This is a genomic window from Thauera sp. (assembly GCF_047601425.1).
Classification (GTDB): domain Bacteria; phylum Pseudomonadota; class Gammaproteobacteria; order Burkholderiales; family Rhodocyclaceae; genus Thauera.
Genome location: NZ_JASGJL010000001.1, coordinates 1,877,555 through 1,893,527, shown reverse-complemented (window position 1 = coordinate 1,893,527; position 15,973 = coordinate 1,877,555). Strand labels below are relative to the sequence as shown.

Annotated in this window: 21 protein-coding genes; 20 read left to right on the top strand and 1 reads right to left on the bottom strand. The window is 66.4% G+C overall.

Features of this window, described 5'->3' with window-relative positions; all coding sequences use genetic code 11:
* The first annotated feature begins 34 nt into the window (after positions 1-34).
* The 18 genes from QM748_RS09250 to QM748_RS09165 all read left to right on the top strand — a co-directional run bounded on the left by QM748_RS09250 (position 35) and on the right by QM748_RS09165 (position 12,013).
* Positions 35-1,483, top strand: a complete 1,449-nt coding sequence (locus tag QM748_RS09250) for a hypothetical protein (RefSeq protein ID WP_415246698.1) — start codon at positions 35-37, stop codon at positions 1,481-1,483.
* Positions 1,480-1,689 (top strand): Lar family restriction alleviation protein, encoded by a 210-nt coding sequence (locus QM748_RS09245; RefSeq protein ID WP_415246697.1) that lies wholly within the window; start codon positions 1,480-1,482, stop codon positions 1,687-1,689. The genes QM748_RS09250 and QM748_RS09245 overlap by 4 nt, the downstream gene beginning before the upstream one ends.
* Positions 1,686-2,564: a phage minor head protein gene (locus QM748_RS09240; RefSeq protein WP_415246696.1), complete on the top strand. Its 879-nt coding sequence runs from the start codon at positions 1,686-1,688 to the stop codon at positions 2,562-2,564. The genes QM748_RS09245 and QM748_RS09240 overlap by 4 nt, the downstream gene beginning before the upstream one ends.
* A 116-nt stretch (positions 2,565-2,680) precedes the next feature.
* Complete coding sequence (locus QM748_RS09235) at positions 2,681-2,893, top strand: hypothetical protein (RefSeq protein WP_415246695.1); 213 nt, start codon at positions 2,681-2,683, stop codon at positions 2,891-2,893.
* Positions 2,894-2,961: 68 nt separating this feature from the next.
* A complete protein-coding gene (locus tag QM748_RS09230) occupies positions 2,962-5,172 on the top strand; it encodes a hypothetical protein (RefSeq protein WP_415246694.1) in 2,211 nt (736 codons plus the stop codon).
* Positions 5,173-5,333: 161 nt separating this feature from the next.
* Complete coding sequence (locus tag QM748_RS09225) at positions 5,334-5,846, top strand: hypothetical protein (RefSeq protein ID WP_415246693.1); 513 nt, start codon at positions 5,334-5,336, stop codon at positions 5,844-5,846.
* Between the two features lie 40 nt (positions 5,847-5,886).
* Positions 5,887-6,228 carry a hypothetical protein gene (locus tag QM748_RS09220; RefSeq protein WP_415246692.1) on the top strand — a complete coding sequence of 114 codons (342 nt, stop codon included), beginning with the start codon at positions 5,887-5,889 and terminating at the stop codon, positions 6,226-6,228.
* Complete coding sequence (locus QM748_RS09215) at positions 6,225-6,827, top strand: hypothetical protein (protein ID WP_415246691.1); 603 nt, start codon at positions 6,225-6,227, stop codon at positions 6,825-6,827. The genes QM748_RS09220 and QM748_RS09215 overlap by 4 nt, the downstream gene beginning before the upstream one ends.
* Positions 6,827-7,507 (top strand): hypothetical protein, encoded by a 681-nt coding sequence (locus QM748_RS09210; protein WP_415246690.1) that lies wholly within the window; start codon positions 6,827-6,829, stop codon positions 7,505-7,507. The genes QM748_RS09215 and QM748_RS09210 overlap by 1 nt, the downstream gene beginning before the upstream one ends.
* The gene (locus QM748_RS09205; RefSeq protein WP_415246689.1) at positions 7,504-8,391 is read left to right on the top strand and encodes a hypothetical protein; all 888 of its coding nucleotides are present in this window, start codon (positions 7,504-7,506) and stop codon (positions 8,389-8,391) included. The genes QM748_RS09210 and QM748_RS09205 overlap by 4 nt, the downstream gene beginning before the upstream one ends.
* Positions 8,388-8,696, top strand: coding sequence for a hypothetical protein (locus QM748_RS09200; RefSeq protein WP_415246688.1), 309 nt, complete (start codon positions 8,388-8,390; stop codon positions 8,694-8,696). Before QM748_RS09205 ends, QM748_RS09200 begins: the two co-directional genes overlap by 4 nt.
* Before the next feature lie 75 nt (positions 8,697-8,771).
* On the top strand, positions 8,772-9,449 hold the full coding sequence (locus tag QM748_RS09195) for a hypothetical protein (RefSeq protein WP_415246687.1): 678 nt from the start codon (positions 8,772-8,774) through the stop codon (positions 9,447-9,449).
* Positions 9,449-9,949 (top strand): hypothetical protein, encoded by a 501-nt coding sequence (locus tag QM748_RS09190; protein WP_415246686.1) that lies wholly within the window; start codon positions 9,449-9,451, stop codon positions 9,947-9,949. The genes QM748_RS09195 and QM748_RS09190 overlap by 1 nt, the downstream gene beginning before the upstream one ends.
* Positions 9,946-10,416 carry a hypothetical protein gene (locus QM748_RS09185; RefSeq protein WP_415246685.1) on the top strand — a complete coding sequence of 157 codons (471 nt, stop codon included), beginning with the start codon at positions 9,946-9,948 and terminating at the stop codon, positions 10,414-10,416. Before QM748_RS09190 ends, QM748_RS09185 begins: the two co-directional genes overlap by 4 nt.
* Positions 10,417-10,426: 10 nt before the next feature.
* Positions 10,427-10,642: a hypothetical protein gene (locus QM748_RS09180; protein ID WP_415246684.1), complete on the top strand. Its 216-nt coding sequence runs from the start codon at positions 10,427-10,429 to the stop codon at positions 10,640-10,642.
* Complete coding sequence (locus QM748_RS09175; protein ID WP_415246683.1) at positions 10,639-11,415, top strand: hypothetical protein; 777 nt, start codon at positions 10,639-10,641, stop codon at positions 11,413-11,415. Before QM748_RS09180 ends, QM748_RS09175 begins: the two co-directional genes overlap by 4 nt.
* Positions 11,415-11,816: a hypothetical protein gene (locus tag QM748_RS09170; protein ID WP_415246682.1), complete on the top strand. Its 402-nt coding sequence runs from the start codon at positions 11,415-11,417 to the stop codon at positions 11,814-11,816. The genes QM748_RS09175 and QM748_RS09170 overlap by 1 nt, the downstream gene beginning before the upstream one ends.
* Before the next feature lie 26 nt (positions 11,817-11,842).
* Complete coding sequence (locus QM748_RS09165; RefSeq protein ID WP_415246681.1) at positions 11,843-12,013, top strand: hypothetical protein; 171 nt, start codon at positions 11,843-11,845, stop codon at positions 12,011-12,013.
* Here QM748_RS09165 and QM748_RS09160 read toward each other — a convergent pair.
* Entirely contained in the window at positions 12,010-12,174 is a 165-nt protein-coding gene (locus tag QM748_RS09160) for a hypothetical protein (protein ID WP_415246680.1), read from the bottom strand. The genes QM748_RS09165 and QM748_RS09160 overlap by 4 nt on opposite strands.
* Between QM748_RS09160 and QM748_RS09155 the strand changes: the two genes are divergently transcribed.
* Both QM748_RS09155 and QM748_RS09150 read left to right on the top strand, forming a co-directional pair.
* Complete coding sequence (locus QM748_RS09155; protein WP_415246679.1) at positions 12,164-15,451, top strand: tape measure protein; 3,288 nt, start codon at positions 12,164-12,166, stop codon at positions 15,449-15,451. The genes QM748_RS09160 and QM748_RS09155 overlap by 11 nt on opposite strands.
* Positions 15,448-15,972, top strand: coding sequence for a hypothetical protein (locus QM748_RS09150; RefSeq protein WP_415246678.1), 525 nt, complete (start codon positions 15,448-15,450; stop codon positions 15,970-15,972). The genes QM748_RS09155 and QM748_RS09150 overlap by 4 nt, the downstream gene beginning before the upstream one ends.
* Position 15,973 lies beyond the last annotated feature (1 nt).

The window sequence follows — 15,973 nt, the reverse complement described above, 5'->3', positions numbered from 1 at the left end:
CACGCGTTGCACCGCAATCTGATGTGAGACCGAGATGGGCTTTCGCAATATCTCCCGCAAACTGAACCCATGGACCGCGCCAATCGGTGGGGATGAACAGTCGGCGCGCCTGGTCGAGGCTGCAGGTGCCACGGTCGATGCAGACGACGAATACGGCTGGCGGCGACTGTCGGGCGATGCGTCGCGCGACCTGTCGCCGCTGAGCCAGGACCGCATGCGCGAGACTGCGCTGTACTTGTGGGACGCCAACATGCTGGCGAACCGCATCGTGGAGCTGCCGCTGGCATACATGCTGGCCGAAGGGGTGGAGCTGCGGACGTCGGACCCTGATATGCAGGAGGCGATCACCCGCTTCTGGCGGGACCCGATCAACTCCATGGACGTGAAACTGCCGAAAAAAGTGCGCGAGCTTTCGATCTTCGGTGAGCAGTGCTGGCCCACGTTCGTCAATGAGGTCGATGGCCATGTGCGTCTTGGCTACTTGGACCCTGCGCTGATCGCCACCGTTGTGGTCGATCCGGACAACCCGGAGCAGCCGATCGGCGTTGTGACCGTGCGGGACCGCAAGGGCCAGGTGAGACGGTACCGAGTGATCGTCAACGGCCCGGAAAGCGTCTTCACGTCACGCACCCGGGATATCCGTGAGACCTTCGCTGACGGCGACTGCTTTTTCTTCACCGTGAATGATCTGTCGGTGTCGCGCCGCGGCCGTAGCGACTTGCGTGCGCCGGCAGATTGGGTAGATGGCTACGACCAGTTCCTCTTTGGCGAGATCGAGCGCTACAACTTCCTGCGCGCGTTCGTGTGGGACGTGACGCTCGCGGGAGCCGATGAAGAGAAGGTGAAGAAGAGGGCACGGGAGATTACGGCGCCGCCGCCGGGATCGGTGCGCGTGCATAACGAGGGCGAGGAATGGAAGGCGATCAGCCCGGATATCGGCGCCTATGAATCTGCCGCCGCGGGCCGCCTGTTTCGCAATCATGTGCTGGGTGGCTCGACCATTCCCGAGCACTGGTTCGGCGGTGGCGGCGACGTGAATCGGTCAACCGGCGACAGCATGGGTGAGCCGACCTTCAAGGTGTTCAGCATGCGCCAGCGGTTCGTGAAGCACATGCTCGAATTCGTTGGCTGCTACGTGATCCGCCAGAAGCTGATTGCGAAAAGGGGTGAGCCGGACTGGTGGGACGAGCGCCTGGCCGTCGAGGCAGTCTTCCCGGAAATGACGGCGCGCGACACAACGAAGTACGCCGCCGCACTGAGCCAGGTCGTCACCGGAGTGATGATTGCAATCGAGGCCGGCCTGCTGACCGAAGAAGCGGGCGCAGCCCTGATCGCCTCGGTGGCGGGCCGGCTGGGGGTGGAGCTCGACCCTGCGGCCGAACTGGAGGCCGCCAGGACCCAGGCGGCCAGCCGGCGTACCCGGCAGGCCGAGGAAGACGTGTTCCCCGGCCCCGCGGCGCCCGCCGCCGGAGATGAGGCATGACGCCTGAGCTGTTGCCTTGCCCGTTCTGTGGTGCTGCGGCCGAGCTGCAGGACGTGGAGTGGCTGTTTGGCCGGCGCCGGGCGCTGTGCGCCTGCGTCGAATGCGGCGCGCAGGGGCGGGAGCTCGACTACCGGCCGGGGCCTGATGATGGGCTGCGGGACGAGGCCTGGTACGCCGTGGCCTGCGCCTGGAATACCCGCGCATGACACCGACCCAGGCCGCGCTGGCTGCGCTCAAGGGGCGCAGCGATTTGATCAACGCCACGGCTGCCGAGCTGCGGCAACTGCTAGAGGAAGCCGACCAGGCCGTGCTGGCGATTCTGGCCGCAGCGCCGACCGACTACCAGACCTGGTATCTGCCGCAGCTGCGTGCGGAGATCCGCCGCGTGCTGGTGGCGCTGGGGGATGAGGCGGCAGCGGCGGTCGATGCCGGCGAGGTGAATGCCTGGCGAGCCGGCAGCGCGCTGGTCAACGACGTGGTTGCGGCCGCGGGCGTGCGCACGGTGTTGCCGGCGATCGACGTGCAGCAGCTCGTGGCGATGCGCGCCTTCCTGACCGAGAAGATGCGCGACGTGGCGGTGGATGCGCTCAACGCCATCAACGGCCAGCTCGGCCTGGTGGTGATCGGCGCCCAAACGCCGTTCGATGCCATCAAACGCATTTCCAAGACGCTGAAGGCGGACTCCTACAACCGTGCCCGCACGATTGTGCATACCGAGCTGGGCCGGGCGTTTTCCACTGCGAACCAGATTCGCATGGAGCAGTCGGCCGCGGTGGTGCCCGGCCTGAAAAAGCGCTGGCTGAAGAGCGGCAAGCGGGAGCCGCGCGCCACGCACCTTGCAATCCACGGCCAGGAGCAGCCGGTGGACAAGCCTTTTGTACTGGAAGGCGGTGCGGTGACGATGATGTACCCGCACGACCCGACCGCCCCGGCCCGGCACACGATCAACTGCGGCTGCGCGGCCGTGCCGGTGGTGCCGGGCTGGAAGCGCACCATCAAGGACCCCGACGCCGACGAAGTCGAGCGGGGCCAGCAAGCACTGAAAGCTGCAACTCGGGCCGGACCCCAGGGCGCAGCTTAGGTAGTAAATCCCAAAGCGGTTTGGTCCTGGCGCCGCCACGCGCGCGCGCATCCTCGCCCCGTCACAGTCACATAGACGGAGCGAATGCAATGAACAGGCCCATCGAGCAGCCCCCCATGGATCTGCCCGCCGCGGAAGCGGCGAAGCTGGTCAAGCGCCTGGTGCCGGAGATCGGCGAGGACGGCAACCCGACCGGCAAGGATGTCGGAGTCGAGATCAGTGCAAGTGATGTGCTGTCGTGCCGCGTGCGCGGTGACGTACTTGTCGTGGTGACGACCGCCGGCGAAAAGCTGACGGCTCCGGCGCCGAAGGGCAAGGCCGAGAAGTGAAGCGCATTCCGGCCGAAGGCATCGTCGGTGCGCGGCTGGTTGAGGCCGCGGCCACCGAAGTGCGCACGGTGATCGAGCTCGTGCGCGCAGCCGTGCAGAAGCTGCTTGGGCGGGACTGGGTATGCGTGAATGCGGTGTATCCCGACCGGTTGGTGGTCGAGATCGAGGGCCGTCAGTATGCCTACCCCTACTCGCTCGACGAGAACAACGCGGTGCAGCTGGGCGAGCGGCACGAGGTCGTGACCGCTCATAACCCGGTACGCATCGCCGAGGCTAGTGCTGGCGCCGAGGTCGGCGCCTTCATTGAGGCGGTCGGCGAGCCCGAAGGTGGTCTCTGGTCGATCCGCGTCATCCAGGGCGGTGAATCGGCCAATGGCAACTACTACAGCGACACCGCGCTGAAGGGCTTGGTGCGGCTGCTCGAGGGCGTGCGCGTGTTCGAGAAAACCGACGCCGAGCACTTGGCAGAACCGCGCAATGGTGCCGTGCCCGGCAAGAGTGTGCGCAATCTGCTCGGTGCGCTGACCAACGCCCGCTTTGTGGAAGGCGCGCAGCCGGACACAGGCGAAGTCCACGCTGACCTGAAACTGATCCAGCCCGCTGGCGAGGTCGCCGTGCGAGTGCGTGAAGCGCACGAACGCCACTTGAGCCACCTTTTCGGCTTCTCCATCGACGCCCACTCCCTCACCAAGGTAGTTCGCCGCGGCGGTAAGCGCCTGCGCGAAGCCACCAAATTCCTCAAGGTTCACTCGGTGGACCTGATCGTTGAACCCGGCGCTGGCGGTTCGCTGCTGCGCATCGTCGAAGCCCACGCCCCCCTGGAGGATGAAGACATGGCCCTGCGCCAACGCATGATCGAGGCCGTCCGCGCCCGCAACCCGAATTTTGACGGCGACGCCGTCACCGATGACGAGCTGGTGACGGCATACGCTGGCGCGCTCGCTGCTGCTGGCCGTGTCACCGAAGCACAGGGCGCCGCGAGCGCCGACGTAGCCAACGCCGTGCGCCTAGTCGAATGCCGCATCGTGGCGCGCGACCTGATCGGCGCCGCAAAACTGCCGCAGCCGGCAAAGGATCGGCTCATTCAACGCTTCACCGAAGCCGCTGCGCCTTTCGAGGCTACCGCGGTGACGGCGGCGATCGAGGACGAGCGCCAGTACCTGGCCCGCTTCACCGAGTCCGGCAAGCCGGTGATCCATTTCGACGAGGCGGTGCAGGTCGAGGACCGCAGCGTGAAGATCGGCGAGATGCTGGACAACTTCTGGGCGGGCAAAGACGGCGTGCATTCCTTCAAAGAGTGCTACATCGAAATTACTGGCGACCGCCGTGTATCCGGCCACCTGGGTGATTGCGACCAGGTGCGCATGCGTGAGTCGCTGGGTGATCGCTTCGTCGAGTCGCTGACCAGCGCGAGCTGGGCGAACGTCCTCGGCGACTCGATGACCCGCCGGATGCTTGCCGAGTATGCGCAGGCCACCGACCTGCAGGCCTGGCGCAAGATTGCCAACGCCGTGCCCGTGAATGACTTCCGCACCCAAGAGCGCACGCGTATCGGCGGCTATGGCAACTTGCCCGGCGTCGGCCAGGGGGGGGCCTACGGCGCGTTGTCCAGCCCCGGCGACGAGAAGGCCACCTATGCCGTGACCAAGCGCGGTGGCACCGAGGATGTGACGCTGGAGATGATCCGCAACGACGATGCTGGCGCCATTCGCCGCATCCCGACCGAGCTGGCGCTGGCCGCGGCCAATACGCTGTACGAATTCGTGTTCGACTTCATCCGCAACAACCCGGTGATCTACGACGCCGTGGCGCTGTTTCATGCCACACACGACAACCTGGGTGCGACCGCGCTGGATGCGACCAACTTTGCCGCGGCGCGCCTAGCGATGGTTACCCAGACGCGTGCGGGCAGCAACAAGCGGCTCGCGCTCGGCCCCGCCTCGTTGCTGGTGCCCTTCGAGCAGCAGGAAAGGGCATTCGATCTTTTCGTGCGCAACCAGAACCTGGACAAGACCTTCGTCCAGGGCATCAACCCGGAAGTGATCGTCGTGTCCTATTGGACGGACGCAAACGACTGGGCCACGGTTGCTGACCCGCACCGCATTCCCACGATCGAGATCGGCTTCCTGGACGGGCGCGAGGAGCCGGAGCTGTTCGTGCAGGACACGCCGAACGTCGGCAGCTTGTTCAGCAACGACAAGATCACCTACAAGATTCGCCATATCTACAACGGTGCGGTCATGGACTACCGCGGCTTGCGCAAGCACGTGGTGGCGTAACGGGATACCTCCCCGCCGAGGGCAGTGATCGGTGGCGGCTGGCAGCCGCTGCTACCGGGAGCCCCGCGACTGCCTTTGCCGGCCAACCTGCGGAGGGGTGGATAACCGGTGAGCGGTTTGGTGAGCCCCTCCACCTATTCAAAACCACTGGAGATCCAGAGATGAAAAAGCACTTTTGTGCGCTGATCGCCTGCGCCGCGCTTGCTGTCGGCTGCCTCACCAGCGCCGCTACCGCAGCCGACCTGTCCAACTATGCGGAGAACAGAATCGTCAACGCACTGCTGCGCGGCCAAGCCCTCGATGCCCCGGCCACCGGCCACTGGGCATTGGGAACCGATCTCTGCTCCGACGCGGGGCCAGGCGCCGAGGTGTCAGGCGGCAGCTACGCCCGGGTGCCGGTGGTCGCATCGATGGCGAACTGGGCAGGCACGCAAGCGGCTGGCTCGACCGCAGCAAGTTCGGGCACCAATGGCACTACCAGCGACAACGTGCCGATCAGCTTCCCGCAAAGCACTGCAGCGTGGGGGAATCTGCAGTCGGTATGGTTGATGGATGCGGCCAGCGGCGGCAACCGGTGGATCTGTATCAACCTGACGACGCAGTTCAACGTGAGCGCGGCGGGCGTGACAGTATCGTTCCCGGCCGGAATGCTGACTTTCCAGATCGACGACTGAGGCGCCGATGTCGCAGAGGCATAAAACGTTCGGCCCAGGCGTGGGCGGCACGGCCTGGGAAGAACGCCACGTTACCGACGCGCACAACCTCGGCGACATCAGCGGCGCGGTCACGATCGGCCTCGACGACGGCGCGGTGCAACTCGGCCGTGTGGTCGAGAACGTCACGTTTACGCTGCCGGCCGTCGAGGCCGGATTGTCCGAATTCCTGACGCTGATCCTCGACAACGATGAATCCGGGGGGCGGGCAATCACGGTATCTGGCGCGCAGTGGATGCACGGTGCTGCGCCCGAGTTCGACGATGCGCCGAATGCCCGTAATGTGCTGGTGTGCCGCGGTGTGGGCCTGGTTTGGATCTGTGATGGAGGGCCGGCTGGATGATGTATTACATGCTGCCGGACGGAGCGCCGACGTCGTCGCTGCGAGAGCTGATCCCCGGCGTCATCAACCCGGAATATCTCAGCGATGATGAGCTGGCGTTGCACAACGTTGTCCGCTGCGTCGTTGTCCGGCCGCAGCTTGAATGGTGGCAACGATACGGAGAACGGCAGATCGACGCATCGTCAACGCCCTGCGTGATTGAATGGGCCGTCGAGGAACTGCCGCTCGACGAAGTGAAGGGGCTGGCGTGGGGGCGGGTCAAAATCGAGCGAGCTGAGCGCAGAGCCGATGGCGTGGCATACACGTTCCCGGACGAGTCGGTGGGCCACATCCAAATCCGCGATGAAGACTTCGGAAACCTACTAGCGATCCACGCGGCGGCGACGTCCGCCTTGCTTGCCGAGTCTTCGGCGCCGATTCCGTTCACCGACCGTGAAGATGTCACTCGTTGGTTGTCTCCTGCCGATGCCATGGCCGTAGCGATGGCGGCCTTCGCGCGCGGTGCGGCTGTGCATGTGCAGAGCCAGGTGATGCGGAAGGCGATCGGTGCTGCTCAAACGGTGCCTCAGGTCGTCGCCGCGGGTGAGTGGGGTGATTGATGGCGCAATACTTCGCCGACTTTTCTGACTATCCGGACGGGCCGCTCCCGTCCAGCATTGTGCGCATCTGGGATGTTGTCGATGCGGTGACAATTGTTAACGGGTGTCTCTCGTTCAGAGATTCGGCTAACAGACGCGCAATTGCGTACATACCGGACGCGCCTAAAACGAGTGGCGTCACTGAGGCGTACATGCGGTACCACTCGACGGTAGCTGTTAAGACGATTCCGATGCTTGTGTTGCGGGGCACAGTAGCATCTGTCAATGGAGCTTCTGGGTATCAGGTGCTCCACCACCGAGATAACACGGCGCTTGAGATTCGTCGCCGCATCATTGGCGCCGAGAGCTCCCGTTTCGCTTTTTTCTATGCTCCTCTGCTGGCTAACACAGTGTATTGCATGCGTGTGAGAGTTGAGACTGAGCCGGGATTGGTGCGGTTCGGCGCGAAAGTGTGGGCGGCAGATACGATTGAGCCTGATAACTTCACTGAGCTGACAGATACAGCTGCGAACCGCATTATTTCTGAGGGCATTTTCGGCTTCGGTTCGATGGGAGGCTCCGATTCGACTGGTTATGTGCGTATCGCTGCTGTCGGTTTCGGTACTGATGGCGACGCTGCTCCAACCGCAGCTGCAGTACCCAGGCGCGCGCCCACCCCGCTCTTCATGACGCCCTGGTGATCGATCACATGGCGTATTTCGACCCAGCATATTTTGACCCGGCATATTTCGATGCCGGTCTCGAGCAGCCGCTCGGCGCTGCCGGCGCCGCACAGGCGACAGGCGCGGCGCTCGCATCCGCCGATCTCGTAATCGCCGGCGTCGGCGTGTCAGTCGCCAGCGGGAGTGCGGCGCCCATAGGTGTCGGTGCGCTCGCTGCGGCAGGCGCAGGATCTATTGCCGGCGCGGCTCGCACAGCTGTCGATATTGCCCTCTCTGCCATTGGCCTGTCCGTCGCGACTGGTAAAGCGACAGCGGATAGTGCGGCGGTCGCCAATGTGTCCCTCGATGCCGCCGGCCTTGCCCGTGCTGCGGGCGAAGCCGGCCTGTCAGCCGGTCTTCTGCTCGCTGGTGCCGCTGCGGCGCGGAGTGCAGGGCATGCCGCGCTCGCGCTGGAGTTGCAAGCGCTGGCTGGTGGCGCGGCGCGGGCGGCAGGCAGTGCTGCTGTTGTTGGGAGTGAGGCTGGGCAGCTGTCTGCCCATGGTGCAGCTCAGGCACTGGGGGCCGCCGCGCTGGTGCTGCAGCTGCGACTGCAAGCTGCAGGCGGTGCAAGCGCCCGGGGCCAAGCTCGGGCCGATGCGGGTGCTGCGCATCCCCTGGCCGCAAGTGGCGGTGCTGTGGCGGACGGCGCCGGGCTCGTATCGGCCGAAGTGACGCTGACCGGTGCGGGTTTTGTTCGAGCGATGGGGGCCGGCTACCTGGTCGTACAAGTGGATCTGGCTGCAGCGGGCCACGCCACCGCCGCCGGCGCGGCCGTTGCCGTGGATGCGGAAGCGTTGGTGCTGATCGAATCGCCGCGCTGGACTGTCGATGCCGCCGGGCGGCGATGGGTGGTGGGTGCATGATCAAGAGGCTTCCCGAGAAGCGGCCCGCCGAGGCTGTTACCGTGACGTTCCGCTTTGCCCGTGAGTTGGGTGAAGGTGTGACCTTGGCGCCAGGCGCAACCGTGGTTGTGACAGTGCGCAAAGGCGTCGATGCCGCGCCGCAGGCGATGCTGGCCGGTGTGCCGGCAGTGTCGGGCACGAATGTGCTGGCGCGGCTGCTGGGCGGACTGGCCGGCACGGAATACCTGCTGAGCTGCACTGCGGACACCAGCAACGGCGACCGCCTGGTGCTCGATGCGGTGCTGCCCGTGACTGGCCCGCGCTGACGACAAACCAAACCGCTTTAGTCCAGCCCTGCCGCGCGCGCGCGGCACGATGCGCCCATTCACAAGGGGTGCAGGATGCTGGCCGAATTCCGAGATCTCGTCGATGACCTGGTGCGCGATGCCGCGCAGTGGGTGACACCCACGCAGCGCGAGCGTGCGATTGGGCTGGCGCTGGTGCGCTACAGCGCGGACCGGCCGCGTGGGGTCGTCGAGGATGTGATCAGCGCCGGCGGCGCCGTTCTGCCGCTGCCTGCGCAGTGGGCGCCGGGCGAAAGCCAGTTGCGCAGCATCGAAACGCCGCCGGGTTCAACTCCGCTGCCGGCTACCGCATGGCGCGTCTATCGCGCGCCGCTGGGCGAGGAAATCCAGCTTGCCATGCAGCTGCCGGCCGACCAGGTCGCGCGCTTGGTGTATTCCGCCCCTCATCTCCTTTCCGACACCGCCGATACCCTGCCCGCCGCGCATCGCGAGGCGGTGGCCTGCTATGCCGCCAGCCTGCTTGCCGAGCAAGTGGCGACGGTGCATGCCAATGCGTCCGACCCGACGATTGCCGCAGACAGCGTGGATAAGGCCCACCCGGCGCGAGAGTGGGCGGCACGTGCCAAGGCGTACCGCAACCGTTATTTCGCCACGCTGGGCATCGAGATCAACGCCCAGGGCGTGGAGCAGCCGCGTATCGAGGCGGCCGGGGTGGTGGTGGATCTGGATCTGCCCACCAGTCACGGCCGCGGCCGCCTTTACCGGAGGCGCTGATGATCCGGGTCGATTTCGAGGCGCACGACATCGAGCTGCTGGCGGTAGCCATGGAGGCGTCGCCGCAGGTCGTGGTCGATGAAATGGGCCGCTACATGCACGAGGCGACAGCGCACATGCAGGCTGAGGTGCGAGAGCGCACGCCCACGACGCACGGCACATTGCGAGCATCGATCCTCGGTGACGTACGGGTGCTGCCCGGCATTGCGATCGAGGGTATGGTGGGTAGCTCGCTGGCCTATGCGGTGCCCGTGGAGTTGGGCAGCGGCCCACACATGCCGCCGATCGAGCCGCTGGTGGAATGGGCGAAGCAGAAGCTGGGGGTGCGCGGCGAGCAGGCGGAATCCGCCGCCTGGGCGGTGGCGCGCGCAATCGCGCAACGCGGCACCCTGGGCGTGGGGATGTTCAACAGAGCGCTGGCCGCCAACCGGCGCCAGCTGGTCGACAACTTCGGCGCGGCCGTGGGCCGTATCGCCGCACGCATTGGAATCCAACGATGAGTCAGAACACTGCGGCCACCCGCGCCGCGCTGGTGGCCGCTCTTGCTGCCGTACCGGACGTAGGGGTGGTGCATGCCTGGGAGCGCTATGCGAAGGATATGGCGCGCCTGCGCGCCCTGTACGTGGTGCAACTACCCGAGGGCGACCAGCTGCGCGGCTGGTACGTGCGCCGACTGGCATTCCGAGTGGCGCGCAACGGCGCCAGCCGGGCATTCGTGCATACGACCTGGTTGTTGCGCGGGTTGATGGCCGTGTCGGACGAGGCACAGAGCGAACTGGTGTTCGACGACCTGGTGGATGCGGTGCGCCTGGCAATCGAGGCTGACCCGACGCTGGGCGGTGCGGTGCAGACGACGCTGTTCGAGAAGGAGCTGGGGGCGCAGCTGCAAGCGGCTGGCCCGGTGATGTTCGCAGGCGTGCTGTGCCACGCCGCTGACCTGGTCGTGACAACCGAAACCCTGGAATAGGAGGCCTGTGATGGCTGGAAAGGATACGAAGGGCAAACCGGTGGCCGAGGCCGAGGGAGTGCCGCAGGAAATGCTGCTGAAGCGCCCGCTGCAGTATGCCGGCCGCAGCTGGCCGAAGGGCGAGGTGATCAAGCCGCGCGAGCTGGGCCTGCGGGCCGAGAATGTGAAGTGGCTGCGTGATGCTGGCGTAGCCGAAGACGTTGAATCCGAAGGGAGTGAAGCATGAACGGGCAGGAGCTGAAGTACTGGTCGCTGCAGGGCACGGTGGACTTTTTCAATCGGGTGAATGGCATGCCCGTCGGCGGCAACTGGCTGGGCGATTGCTCGAGCATCCAGTTCGAGCCGAGCCCGCAGAAAGAGGACTTCAAGGAGAACCATACCGGCTTCCGGACGGTTGGCCTGTCGATGTACCAGGGCGTGGAAGCAACGATCGCGATCACGATGCACAACGTCAATACGACCAACTGGGAGCTGATTCTGGGCGGCGACAAGGTTGCTCAGGATACGACCGCGGTGGTCGACAAGGAGTTAACGCCGACTGCGCTGGCGGTGGGCATGACCTTCTTGCTGGGCGCCTTTGACGTGGGTGCGGTGACGATCGAGGACAGCACGCCCGCGGGCGCGAAGACGCTGACCCTTGGCACGAACTACACGCTGGATGCAAAGACAGGCCGCGGCCAGATCATCGATCTGACGGCGGGCGGGCCGTTTGTGGGGCCGTTGCTGGGCAGCTTCACGCCTGGCGCTGATGTGAGCTACATCAAGATGCTCAGCAATACCGAGCGCGAGCAGTGGATTCACATTTCGGGCAAGAACACCGCGGTGCAGGGCATGCCGCGGATGGCGTTCGATTTCTACTACGCCAAGGTGCTGCCAGCCTCGATGCAGTTCATCAACGAGAGCCGCGGCGAGGCGGTGCTGAACTGCACGGTGCTGGGTGACCCGACCAAGCCGGCGGACGGTGACCTGGGCGTGTTCGGCCGGGCGGTGATGTTCTGATGGATACGCCAGCCGAACAAGACCAGGACCAGGACGGCCTGGCGCAGATCCTGCCGCAGGTGGTGGGCGTGAAGGTGGCGGGCCGCGAGGTGCAGGTGGGCGCGCTGACGCTGGGCGAGCTGCCGCCCCTGATGGCCCTGTTGCGCCGCACCGGGATGGATGGGGCGATGGATCCGATGCGGCTCCTGGTGGAGCAGCCGGACGTGGCGATCGAGGCCGTGGCCTTGCTGACCCGCCAGCCGCAGGAGGAGATCGAGGCGATGGTGCTCGATGACGTTGCCGCCCTGCTGTATGCCGCAATCGAGGCGAACCGCAGTTTTTTCGTCCGGTACGGCCCTCTGCTGCTGGGGGCCGTGGAACGGATGCTGGCGGGGGTTGGCCGCTTGTCATCGCCCGGCTGATCGAGGCCGGGCATTCGTTTTCCGATGTGCGCGGCTACACGCTGGATCAGCTGGCCGCCTTCGCCCGCGCGCACGGAATGCTGGCGGCGCAACGGCAGCGTGATGAGCTGGTGGTGGCGCGTGCCGCGCAGGCGACGCAGGACGGCTTCAGGAAGGTGATGGCGGCGCTGGACGAGGCCGCAGCGGGGCGCGCTTAGCGGCGCGGGGCCTTGCCGGGCAGGTAGAGGGCGGTGAGCACCACGGCGGCGATGGCCGCGACGAGCGCGCCGGTGCCGAAGGCGGTGTGAAAGACGCTGCCCATCACGAACAGCGTCACCGCGGCGAACAGGAACCCAATCAGGTTGAGCATGGCATCCACGAATCAATCAATCAGTCTGCGCATTTCGGCCAATGGCGCCGAGGCCGTGCGCGAGATGCAGAGGTTCGGGCAGAGCGTAGGCGATGTCAAGAACCGGATTGACCAGACTGCCCATGCGACCAGCGCGCTGACCGCCTCGATGGCGAGGATGGGGCATTTCACAGCCGGGCTGCTGGGGTTCCGCGAGCTGAGCCAGGCGGCTGATGCCTACGGCCAGTACGCCAGCCGAATGCGCATTGCTACGGACAGTACGGAGGAATACGAGCAGGCGCAGCGCCGGATGGTGAGCAGCGCCAACGAGACCTACCGCAGCATCAACGAGACGCGCGAATCGTTCATCCAGATGAGCCCGGTGCTGCGGCAGATGGGCTTGTCGCTGAACGAGAGCATCGACGCGATCGACACCTTCAGCGGTTTGCTGGTGGTGAATGCCGCCAGTGCAGAACGTGGCGCGCAGGCGCAGGCGGCGCTGTCGAAGGCCTTGCAGGCGGGGCGGGTCGATGTGGACACCTGGCAGACCCTGCTGAGTGCAATGCCCTCGGTGGTGTCGCTGCTGGCGGAGTCGTCGGGCATGGCCGAGGCGGAGATCCGCAAGCTGGGCATCAGCGGCAAGCTGTCGGTGGAGATGCTGACGCAGGCGCTGGTGAGCGGCAACGAAACGGTGATGGCGCAGGTGCGGGGGATGCCGACCGCTCTGGCCGATGCGCTGACCCTGCTGAATACGGCGTTCAGCGAGTTCGTGGGGTACGCAGACGAAGTCAGCGGGGTTACAGCGGCGTTGGTGAAGGGCATCGTGGCGCTGGCGGAGCATTTCAATGTGCTGGCGGCCGGGGCGATGGGTGTGGCGGCGGTGCTGGGCGGGCGCTTCGTGGGCGCGCAGTACGCCGCGGTGCGGGCGACGGTCGAACGCATCCAGGCGGAACGGGCGGCCAAGGTGGCGGCGGCGGAATCGGCCGCGGCGGAGGCCCGTCGGGCGTTGGTGGCGCAGGAGGCTGCGCTGGCAGCCCAGGCTGCTGCCCGGGCGAAGTCGGCGGCGGTGCAGCTTGAAGTGGCAGCCGACCGGGAGCGGGTGCTGTCGGCAGGCCTAGCCGCCGAGCAGGAAATTGCGGCACGCCAGGCGCAGTTCGCGGCGACGGCTTCGATCATCCGGCAGGAGATTGCGCTGGAGAAGCAGCGCCTGGCGGCACAGATCAACGACGTGGGGCGTGCCGCCCGCTTGCGTGAGCTGGCGGCGCTGTCGCAGCAGCTGCAGGCGGCCGAGCGTGGAGCGGCCGCACAGGCGTCGGCGCTGGCTGCACAACGTGTGGCGAACGAGCAGGCCGTGGCGCAGGCGGCAACTGCGGGGGCGGCAAAGATTGCGGCAGCGCGCAGGCTGGAAACCACCGCGACCGAAGCGGCGGGCGCGGCGACCTTGAAGCTGCGCGGCATGCAGGCCGCCGCCCAGGGCGCAGCGACGGCCACCGGGCTGGCGGCAACGGCGACGGCGGCATTCGGCACGGCGGTGGCGGCGCTGGGCGGGCCGGTGGGCGCGCTGATCACGGTGCTGTCGCTGGCCGGCATCGCCTGGTCGATGTTCGGCAGCCGCGCGGAAAGCGCTGGCGAGAAGGCGGCGAAAGCCGCAGAGCGGGTGGAGGAGGCAAAGCGCCGAATCGACCGCGAGAAGAAGTTCGGCGCCGGCGATGCGGCAGACTTCCGTGAGGCGATCGCCCACCTGGAGGCTTTGGTTGCACGCGATGAGGCCTTGCTGAAGGCCAATGAGGCGCAGCCGGACGAAAGCTTCATGGCGGGGGCGGTGGCGGCCCGCGCGGCGCAGAGCCGCGCGCTGCTCGAGGAAAATCGCAAGTACCTGGCCGAGATCGAGGCGCAGGAGGGGGCGGTTGCCGCCGGCCTGGCCAACCTGCGCGGCGCAGCCTGGACGAAGTTCATGGACAACGGGGCTTTCGATACGGAAGCTCAAAAGGACTTGCGCAAGTTCGAAGAGCTGGCCCGTGGCTATGCCGAGGCCGTGGCAGAGATCCAGAAGGCACAGCCGGGCGTCGATCCGTTGTCGACGTCGGAGGGCATCCAGGCGCTGGCGCGCTACCAAGGCAAGCTGAAAGAGCTGCAGGGCGAGTTCAACAAGACCGCGCTGGCGGCGCAGGAGCGTTTGCGTACGCCCTTAGTGGATGCGATCAAGGCTGGCACCGAAGAGGCCAAGCGGCTGAAGAGCGAGATTGCCGACCTGCTGGCCCAGGCGGCGAACATTCGCGCGGGGGTGGCCGGCGCCGGTGCTAAGGCCCAAGAGCGGCGCGACCGGATGCTGAGCCCGGAAGAGCGCGAGGCGACGAACAGGCAGCGGGCGAACGATGCGCTGAGCGAGGCCACGCGCTACAGCACCTGGGCGCAGAACGCTGCACTCGATGGCCGCGCCGAGAAGGCGCAGCAGTATGCGCAGCGGGCGGCGGAGCTGATCAAGCAGGCGAGCGCGGCGGCGGACAGGCTGACCGATGATGCCGACGCGGCGGAAATCTTCGACCGCGTTGCGGAGGCCGAAGCCAGTGCGCTGGAAGCGCAGGCGAAGGCCAAGGAGAAGGAGCTTGCCGCGAAGGAAGCAGGCATTGCGAAGTTGCGTACAGAGCTGAGCGAGATCGAGGGCCGTATCGTGCAGCTGAAAGCTGATGCTGCTGCACTGAAGGTGAACGCGGACACGAAAGATGCCAAGACGGCGCTGGATGGTGTGAAAACCGCAGTCGATGCGATTCCGGCCGAGAAGACGGTAACGATCAAGACCGTGACCGAGTCAGGGGTAACGTTTTCGGATGCTGCGGGGGTTCCGGGCTTTTCGATCGGCGGCTGGACGGGGCCGGGCAGCAAGTACCAGGCAGCCGGCATCGTGCATGCGGAAGAGTTCGTGAACCGCCGCGAGGTGGTCCGCCAGCCTGGCGCGCGGCCTTTCCTGGAGTTGTTCAACCGCTTTGGTATGCGGGCGCTGGATATCTGGCGTAACGGCTATGCCCAGGGCGGCCTGGTGCGGGCGGCGTCGCGCATCGGCGCGGCGGGCTCGGCGTTCGGTTCGGCGCTGTCGAGCCTGGCTGTGCCAAACATGGCCGCCATGGGAATGGCGCCGGCTGCCATGACGGCGGCGGCCGCGGCCAGCCCTGCAGCCAGCGCCGGCACGCCGGTGGTGCTCGACTTCGGCCAGCTTGGCCGCTACAGCACGACTGCCCAGGATGACGTGGCGGAGCAGATCGTGCGCACCTTCCAGATGGCCGCGTTGCAGCGGGGGCGTCGCCGATGAGCCGCCGACAACCCGACTTGATGATCGACGGCATGCGACTGCCGCTGCAGGCCGCCGGCCGGATTCAGCAGGAGTACGAGGATAGCGGCGGCTTTACGCTGCTGCGGCTGGGCCAGGGCGCTGCCGTGCCCCAGCAGGCCTGGCGCAAGGTGCGGACGACGCTGTCGGCTACGGGGCTGATCCCGCCCGGCTTGTCCGGCCGCGACTGGACGCAGCCGTTTGCGCTTGGTTGTGTGCAGGCCCGTAGCCTGCAGGCCGCCGGAAACGTTTTTGTGCTGCCTGCGGGGCGGCGCACCGATGCGGAGCCCTACGGGTTTGCCGTGGATGCCGCGGGGCGGATCAAGCCCGTGCCGGTGATCATGGTGGGCGATACCGCCACGCTGGCCGTGCTGGCGGGGGCGGTGAGCTATCAGGTGCTGTGGTACCCGGTGATGACGGTCTATGCGCTGTCGGGGGTGCGGCCGCAGTACGACGCCGCCGGTGCAGTGGCGTCGTGGGAACTGGTCTGCGAGGAGGTGTGAC